Origin of the sequence: Fluviicola sp., assembly GCF_030151805.1 — a bacterium.
Taxonomy (GTDB): Bacteria; Bacteroidota; Bacteroidia; order Flavobacteriales_D; family Crocinitomicaceae; genus Fluviicola.
This window is the reverse complement of the sequence record NZ_JASLCN010000320.1, coordinates 1-9,683: the sequence shown is the minus strand read 5'-3', so window position 1 is coordinate 9,683 and position 9,683 is coordinate 1. Positions and strand designations below refer to the sequence as shown.

The window sequence follows — 9,683 nt, the reverse complement described above, 5'->3', positions numbered from 1 at the left end:
CAGGCGCTTTCCGGTTCGTCATCAATGATGACAGGATCACAGGCTGCGAAAGATTCAGTCGCATATGCTTCATTGAAAATCGACTGCACTCCCTCAATACACGTATTTGCCTCCAAATACAAACACCAGTATTGGTCTATTGCATCCTGATTCACCGTTAGTTTTTTATGGATTGTATACATTCCGGGGTTTAAATGTGCAGAGAAGGCTTCTTGATGCACATTGATCCCGTTACAGGTTCCATTGATCAAATCATCGATATCTGACCCGATAATGTGAACCGGGTTGGTATATCCGTTCAAAATGACAGGTGCTCCGCAATAATCAAATACCTCAATTTCCAAATCGTAAATACAGTCGAGACACAAAGTTCCCGTACAAGCACTCTGGAATTGTTCCGGGGTAAAGGAATAATTGAAATTGAAAACGGTATCTGAAGAAACGTACTGGCTGTAAGAAAGTTCAGAATAAGGAACAGCAGTATTGGTACTCTGCGGGTATCCATTCTCAATCAGCACCACATCCAGGTCTGTTGATGAATTGCCATCAATCCCGTCTACATTTCCGGGACTTGGTCCTTCCATGTAAGACAATACGGTGCGTCCCGCCATATCCGTATACTGAACATAAATCTGTCCGTTCGGGTCTACCGTGATCATCTTCTGATAATGCGGTGCCCAACCAATTTCCGTTCCAAACAATTGGTTTAATTCCTTTGGATTCGTGCTCGGATAAAAAATCTTTGTTTCTTTTCCTGAACCGGCTTTCAGGTCTTTTCCTGCAGCAGAAACACTCGAAACACGGTTCGAATAATCGTTCATAAATGTCACTCTCGAAAACGGGAATTTCTCTGCATCCGGAATAGCCACATTTGCCCCGTTTTGGTCCGGATTGGACGATGAATAATATTTCCCTGCTCCTGATCCGGTTGAAAACCCAACCGAATTTGCAAAACAGCTATCAACTAAAATTCCATCAAAGTTATTCCTGGAATAAGGGATCGTCGTTCCATCTACCAGGTTAAAGTTATCCCGAAACTTCATTGAAGCACCCGGAACCGGGGTTGGCAAATCACTTACAGCCGCACGGCCTGATTCATCGTAGTAGACGTTGGAAACAATTGCCTGGTTTGTTACCGGGTTGTATGCCACCGATTGATGTGCGCGCCCTAAACCATCGGCATAGGAAATTCCTTCGAAACGTTTTCCATCTTCTGCATAAACCACATTGTGCGACCAGTTATGAGCAGAAAATTTATCGGTGATCTGAATCTTATTTGCAGAAGGAAATGAAGCAACTACACCTGATTCCCCGGCTGTCCACGTTCCATCTTGCCTGTTGGTAAAAGTCGTTCCGTTTTTTCCAATCGGACGAACACGATACACAATGTATCCATGGTCGAAAATGCGTGGAATTTTGCACCAATTCTGTCTGGTTTCAATGCGTGTACTGTTCAGGTAGAAATTGTAATTCAGGTCGTTTTCTCCCAAAAAATCGCTCGGTCCCTGAGAATCCAGCTTGTAATTATTGATATGAACCCATTCCAATTCATAAAATTCCGCCCCCGATTTAGTATCCCAACTGAATTCGATTTGTGATCCGTCAGCAGTTACATTTGAAGTGGTGTGTTTTAAATTGATAACCGGGTTGTTATCCAGGATATAATAACGCTCCACCTCGATCGTTGTTTCAAGAAATAACTCTTCAAGCGGTAAGGTTCCGTTTAATACTCTGACTGAAATCCTGTGCGCGCCGTTAACTACAAAAGTGGTCTGATCATCCGAATTATCCGATCCTGAACTTGAATAATCTAACCCAAAAGCCTTCGTAATCGGCGCAGAAGCTACAAAACTAGCGGATGCAGGGTTCCAGGTCCAGGAAGTAATTTCGATCAATTGGAATGCTGAAAAACTATTCGGATGAACGACGTCCGGGTTCAATCCGATCCGAATTGTCCCTGTTGCTTGTTTATTTGCAAAACGGGACACCCAAAACGGGTCTGTACCCATGTCGTAATACTTATCATCGTACACACTCAGGGTACTTCCTGCCGTTAACGCTGTTCCTTCCAACCGGTTGCTGAATCGCTCAATGGCGGCAAACACCGATTGGTTGACCAAAACCAACATCAGGATGGTCAGTATATATTTAAACTTTTTCATGTTTATTGAAGTCTGTGATTCTGGTTAATTATTTGGTTGATAATCCGGATTCCGTTTCAGAAACAGTTTTGATTCCTTCGATCGTTTCTACTTTCACACGAACGAGTTGTAAATTCTCGTCGTAATTATAGAACGTTGTATAGTTGTATCCGTCATGCGTTGCCAGGGGAAGGAAAGTCACCGGATCATACACCGTTGTACTCATTCCAGCCAGGAACGGATGGATACGCAAATCATCGAAGTAAGCTGTTTGTCCGGAAGAATTCTGAAGTTTCACTTTGAAGTTTGAGGCTCCATTGGAAGGAATCTCAAATTCCACTTCTACGCGCTGCCAGCCTTCAATGACTGGTCCTACGGGCACACACGTATAGGGCGTAGTAACCATCGTGAAACCATTTGTAACCTCTACCCGAACACTTGCATTTCCATTTGCCTTCACCCATGCGTTGCACAGATATTGCCCCGGAAGCGGATTGAAAGGTGGAGTACACAAACACCTGTTATCCTGACTCAATACCAAATTCTGAGGAACATCCGTATCAATCACGGCATCACTTGCACACATTGGTCTTAATGATTTATCCACTACAGCTTCCGCCCCTGCCTGGAGTTGAATGGAGCTTTTACCACTATGGCGAACCGTGTTACTGATCAAAACAGTACTTCCGTTTACCTGGTTGATAAAATCAAAATGAGAAGGATGACCGGTTTGCGCATTTGGTCCGTAGGTATATTCTTCAAATCCGTCAAAGGCAACATCCGTTAAATTGGCGTTTACTACCTGTGCAACGGGAAGTCCGGTTACTCTGTTATTGGTGACATAAAGCATGGATGAGAAAATTCTCAGCGGGTCTTTTCCTTCAATCACATTTCCTAAATGATCGAATTTGGTGACCTCACCGCTTTTACGCCACCCCTGGTAATTTGGTGGAGTTAGTCTCCTCCACTCATGTCCGGGTTGCATTGAATAAAATGGTTCATAACTGGAGTATGCTCCATCAAATCGGGTACGATGCGGATCTGTCTCCTGTTTTCGTTCACTCTGCCAGCTAAATTCGCCATCCACAACCAGCTCACCTTTTGCTCCGTTAGTAAACGGGTTTACCGGACCATTCGCAACACATACCAGGTTATTCTTATCTTTATAAGTGATTGCTGAGCTTGATAAAATATTCCCGTTTGAAGGGAAAGAAAAGCCATTCGGATTAACATCAATCGGTTCTTTTGTGACGATTGACTGCATGGATTCGGTCAATCGGTTACTTCGGTTGCTTTTCTTCAGACTCATGGAAACAGCGCCAGAGAAAGCTGTAAAAGGAGCACCGTTATCCTTTAAAACATACGCGCTGAGTCCGTCCTCTGCGATAGACAAAATAGTTCCTTCTGCAGTAGTTGATCCGTTAGAGAAAACTACCAGGTCGCCTGGTGCATAAAACTCCGATATCTCATCTTCTGTCGTTAACTGTCCTGTTGCAGCATCCATGTAACCGGAAAGAGTTGCTGCCGGAACACCTTTCAGTTCTCTCAATCCCGGGTAATACCAATGAGAAGGATAAACCAGGTTGTACAAACGGTCATTATACTCATCCTGTAAACTGGATAGCACTACTTCCCCGCTGTATTTGTCATACAGTTCATTCTTTGCCGTATTGGAAGACCCTAAATAACTGGTCGTGATGCTTTTTACAACTGCAGAATAATTCATGTGTTTAATTAAACTGTGTGAATAAAATCCTCTCTTGCTGGTGGATTGGGAATAAGAAGGCCCGATACTCACTTTAAACGTCGGGAAGGTAAACCCAAGGGTTAATCCTGCCATCTGGAATTTGGATTCCGTATACACAAACCTGGAATCCATATGCACATCAACCTCTTGAGCGGCGCGTTCATTACGAACGATTCCTTTTCGGTTAATCATCGGAATTTCCTCACCCAATTCATAGTATTCATACTCTGACCTGGAAATCAGATTTCCTTTTGTATCTGTCAGAGTAACATCAATCGGTTTTCCATGAAAATCATTTGTAATTACCGAATATCCCTGGGAAAACCCGTATTTATCAAGCGTGCTTCCTGAAAAGAAACTCTTTTCTTTCACAGGATCGCTTGTTTCAACTCCTGTTGTCTTTGTCTGAGTTCTGTATTTATTTTCCTTATTGGTGTGGAAATTATAGACAACCGATCCTTTTGAATTTTGTGCTATTCCTGTCATCTGAACCCGAACCTGTTCATATCCGACAGTAGGGGTTGGATATAACTGCATGGCAACCGGGGTCACATTAAAGTTCATTTCATCGGGGAATTTCTTTGCCATGTTGTAATAGGTATCCCAACCATAGAAGGGATTTTCATCCATTCCGGCAGCAGGTTCATAAGCTGCAACTCCCGTACTGCTGGTACGATTCGGATACAAATACTGCCAGCCATAGGTTCCATCACTCACAGTTCCTTCTCCGGATAAACCACCCCATTTATCATTTAATAGAATTCCGGCTACCCGGGCATTTCCACCCATTTTTTTGTTATCCGGTTCATACAAACGCACGAAAGACCGTGACAAATCCATACTTCTCAAATAAGACCCTTCTGTGATCAGATACTTATACATTTCCTCTCCGAACAACGCTTTTTTATCCACGTCTAATTCTCCCGAACAGGTTTCACATGCCCCATATACAATATCCGGCAAATTCTGACGGATAAAATCAACCCCGAAACGCTGAACCGGGTGCATGATCAGGATATCTTCTTTTTCGCTTTTTTTCTTTTTCTTTTTTTGAGTTGTTTCCAGCATTCCTACATTGATCGGATCCAGGATTACATACCCGTATTCATAAGAGCTTGATGAGCTCGTTGGAGGCATGACTCCGATCGAACGCATATTACTTCCGGCGCTTCCGTTAAAAGGGAAAAACAGGTTCGGATAATCTTCCATAATTTGCACAAAACAAGGAATCATTTCCTGGTATCCCGATTTTACCTCTGCATACACATTGAAATAAAGCTCTTTCAAATACGCATTCGAACCTTCACTCGGGTCTTTAAAATAATCGTCTTTCACGGTTTTGTCAGCAACACTTTTTGCCACAGATCAGTCAATAGGTCTCTCCAATTTGAACACCAGCATATTGTTCGGAGTTAGATTTTTTTCAAACGTTCCGTATTTCTTGAAAAAATTCCCGTCAATCAACAACAAATTCGGATCATAACTATCATTTCTGAACTCATTGGATAGATTTGATGTATTCCAGGCTTCACCATTCATTACTGCACGACATTGATATAGATTCAGCATTCCTGCAATCTGGAAATGTCTCATTGCACGCTTGTTCTGAACAAATCCGTAGCTATCTGCTTCATAAGCAATACTCATTTCACCTCCGGCAGGTGTTGTGATGGAAGCTAATTTCCAAAACTTTGCATGTTCATTTGCAAGCGTTTCATTCTGGATCGCTGCCGGGTATAGGTTATTCGGAAGATTCGGATCATTTACCTTGTAATTCCCCCATCGGTCTACATTCAAATGATTGTAATCAGGACCGTTATTATAGGTAAAAATCGTTTTACTGCGCCCCATTTCCTGGGAAGTTCCTGTATAGGTGCGAATACTTTTCAACGTGAGTTTTCCGCTTTCAAAAGAGTTCGGATGATTGTATGTCTCCGGATTATTCGGAGCATTCAAACACAAAGAATAATCATACTCAAATTCAACCACCTGTAAAGGAACAGCTGCATTCGGATTTTGATTGTAATCGCTGAGATTGTATAATTTAATTTTGTCCAGACACTGTAAAGGCATGGAAGTCTCCAACAGTCCGTTTTTGTCCTTAACTCCGTATGCATCGTGACGATCTTTCAATTCAAACACTGCAATCAGGTTTTTACCGCTCACCGATTTCGGATAATACACTTCTCTTTCCGAATAAGAATAGGTTGCAATATCATCTGTGGAAAGAGACAAATATCCTTTATTCAGAATTGCCTTGGGTTTTGCTCCGTTCATTCCACTTACCGGGAAACGCCATTTGTATCGGTTAGTATGATCGTAATAACGAACATAGTCGAATTTGTGATAAGACCCCACATCGTCGATAGTTGGTCCGTCATTCGTCATATCCACATAATCCGATCCGACAATAGAAGTCAGCATGAATGAAGAAGCGTAAGCCGGAATATCCGTGCGGTCAAGCATGTGGGCTTTTCCAAGGGCATTCGAAGTCTCATCATCCCCGATGACATAACTTACTTCTCCCCTGGAATCATCGTAGATTCTGCCTCCGGTATTCTCTATGGAAAAAGAAACATCTGAAGTTAACAGGGAATAATTCGGAAGACCATAATTGTAAATTCCCCCGGAAGCAGATACTACTTTAATGGAAGAAATATGATTATTCGCTCTGGAACCAATATTTCTTAATTCAGCTGTTGCAGAGGTACCGGTTGGTGTGAAATAATAAATCTTTTTATCATAATCATTCAGGCTGGCCATACGCTCTTCAACCGTTATCGGCTCAAAAATGGTCGCTCTAAGCGGCTGAGTGTTTACAATACTTCCCTGGTAAATGGCTGTGCCATTATCTAACGTCTGGCTTAAATTCAAATCAGATCCGGATTTATTGATCGGAAAATAACGCGCAGCTTCTCCTCCGAACGTATTGTAATTTGTCAGATCATTCGGTGTTATTTCACCCACGGCCTTGAAATAAGTATCCGGATCGAATTTCGATCCTGCCGGAACAGAATTAAAGTTGACTCCTGAGTGCCATTTTCCGGATTCCGTCTCTCCCCTGTTTACAGCAGTGGAATATCCTGCTTCAACGGTGACACCTGCACCCAATAGTACTCCGGCATTAACAGCCTTCATATCATCATTTATCAACAACTCGGAATCGTGATTCAACTCACCCTGAACGGAAGCGTCATAATACGTTCCGATATCACTTCTATTTGCGCGAAACTGTGCATTCAAACCAGAACTGGAAACATGAAAAACATCAAATGCCTGAATGGAAAATGGAAGGTTTTTCATGTTTTCAGAAAAAGCAAAATCCGTTCCGCGATCAAAATCCATGACTGAGAAGGATTCATTTTCTCCGGCTCTTTTTCCGGAGTGCAGATACCCGTAAGCAGGTTGCTTAATCACACTGGTTGGTCCTGATAATTCTGTAGAAGTTGTATACGTTTCCAAAATACCTCCGATTTTCATCGTTATTGGCTTCAGTGCAAACCCGAAGTATAAATCCGTCATGAATGCATCACTTTTGGAAGAAGTTGTACGACGCAACCTGGGCATAGAAGCCGCTGTTCCGTATGGAATGGAAGAACTGGCTCCATAAGCAGCACCGAAGGTACTTGCACCTTCACCTCTTTTCAACAATTTATTCGTTTCCGAATCTCTCTCATCCTCTACAGAGGCAGAAGCTACATATCCTGCAGAGGCATTGAAACTTTGTGTTTTTGCGATCAAGCCGTGGCGGGAATTGAAATTATTCCCGAAGGTTACTCCTACTCCTGCATAAGGTCCTGTTTTTCCATTTTTGGGTCCATAATCAGCAGTAATTCCAAAACTTTTATTGAATCCTACTCCTCCTTTTGTATCGGAAGAATAACCCAACCCGAATTTAAGGCCGGGACCTGCGCTAATGTCATCATTACTGTAGCTCAAATTTACGGCAGCCTGCAACCCGATATCAAAGGTTTTCCCCAAACCTAAATAAGAATTGGTGTATCTTCCCCAAAGTGCTGTAAGTTGTAGTTTCGGGGCAACTCCAATGTTTCCCGATCCAAAACCGGCTGAAATAGCCATGTATCCCCCGGCTTTAAAACCGTCATTTGTTTCGTCCTTTTTAACTTTATAAGTAGAGGTGATGTATTGATCACCGTTAAAATCATCCGGAATTCCACGCATTTCCCTGCTCACAGAACCCACATCCAGGTTCCAGCCCAAACCAACCCAGGTTGCTTCCGAACTCATCGTTACATTGGAATTATAGCTCAATGTCAACGGATAACCTTCCACATCCATCAATGGAATGGAATAGGAAAAATCTCCTGTAAACGGATCAACCATATCGTTCATAGATCCCGGCGAAAAACCTCCTCCGGAACTTGAAACACTTGAAATAGATTTTAACTGTAGATTCTGGCTGGGTTGTTTAAATACATTTGATGATACTTCTGAAGTCTTTGATTCTTTCGATTCCAGCTCAGACAATGCTAAAATAGCTCTTGCAAGATCTATCTTTTCAGCCTCAACCGGTTGCGCCAAATTCACAGGCAGCTGATTCGCTGAACCTGCAAAAGACGAAAAAGGAATGATTTGCAATACAAAAACATGGATCAGGAACCAACTGATCGTTTTTGTTCTCTTGTTTAATGTTGTCAATAAATACATAGGTAGTTCTGTTATTAATTCTTGTATAAAAAGCGTAAGTATCTTTTTTGTCCGGTCGATGTGGTAACCTCCAAATGATAGAATTTACCGGCTGTTGCAAATGATGATACAGTTAAAACATACCTGTTATCATCGAAATCATAGGTTAAAGCAGTTGCTCCTCCCGTAACAGTTCCGTTGAGATTTCCGGAAGCAATGGGTGTATTGGCATCATTGTAAACCACATACTGTAGTTTTTTACCTGATTCAATGGCGTATTCTTCGTCAAAAGTGAATTTCACTTTTCCTTCAACCGCAGTTGCATAACCCGCCGCGTAATCTCGCCCCAATTCGTAATACCCTACCTGGTCAATAGTCTGGCTGGCTGTACATACAAAAGTTGTATGCACACCTTTGAAACCTTCACTGTATCTGTTTGAATTGGCCTTCATGCGAATAAAACCGGTAGGCTGCGTCAGCGATGTAACGGATACATTATTTGCTTTCACATTCATGATTGAACCTGTCATTTCGATCGTAATGAGTGCGTTAGTCGGAACAACAAGAGATCCCGTATTCAAAGTCACAGCATCATTCCAAACAATTTGAACTCCCGCCGGAATATTTATAACCGGGAAAACTCCAACCGGAGATTGCATTGCGTCTACTTTCCGGAACGAAAGGTACGTTTGACTGGAAGCAGGAGCCTGTAAGTTCCCGAAATTATCCGCAATCGTCAAATAATCATTTCTCGAACCGGAAAATGCGCTAACTACCGGGTTGAACCAAATCCATCCTTTCGCTCCTGCAGTTAAAATATATGTTCTAAGTGCACTCGAATAAACGGAAGGGTTTAGGTTATCCCGCTGCAAAGAGTACGTATTCTGACTCAAGATATAATTCGGGTGTGTTGGAAACCAACTTGCCTGGACTCCGATATAAACTGTATAAACTAAAACAATTGGTGTTACTACTCCCGTTTGCGTACAGGTAAGTGTATAAACTCCCGGAGGAACGTTGTTCACTGTCACGATACCATTATTACTTCCCGTACCGGAATAGGTGGTAACACTTTCGCTTGTATTATTCGCTACCAATTGGTATGTATAATTTCCAAATTGACTAAAGATGAATGGTTTCTTCTTTAG

The 9,683-nt window shown here is 42.3% G+C and carries 4 protein-coding genes; all 4 read right to left on the bottom strand.

The window, feature by feature from the left end:
• Positions 1–2,162, bottom strand: a 2,162-nt coding sequence (locus tag Q1V93_RS12240; protein WP_300665087.1) for a DUF6443 domain-containing protein, incomplete at its 3' end; no start/stop codon positions are given.
• 28 nt (positions 2,163–2,190) lie between these two features.
• Positions 2,191–5,250, bottom strand: a complete 3,060-nt coding sequence (locus Q1V93_RS12235; RefSeq protein ID WP_300665084.1) for a hypothetical protein — start codon at positions 5,248–5,250, stop codon at positions 2,191–2,193.
• Positions 5,251–5,253: 3 nt separating this feature from the next.
• Positions 5,254–8,556: a hypothetical protein gene (locus Q1V93_RS12230; RefSeq protein ID WP_300665082.1), complete on the bottom strand. Its 3,303-nt coding sequence runs from the start codon at positions 8,554–8,556 to the stop codon at positions 5,254–5,256.
• 14 nt (positions 8,557–8,570) lie between these two features.
• On the bottom strand, positions 8,571–9,683 hold a 1,113-nt coding region (locus tag Q1V93_RS12225; RefSeq protein ID WP_300665079.1), incomplete at its 5' end, for a hypothetical protein.

Coding starts and splice junctions, on each gene's coding strand:
- Q1V93_RS12230 (WP_300665082.1), bottom strand. CDS start 8,556: ATGTATTTATTGACAACATTAAACAAGAGAACAAAAACGATCAGTTGG.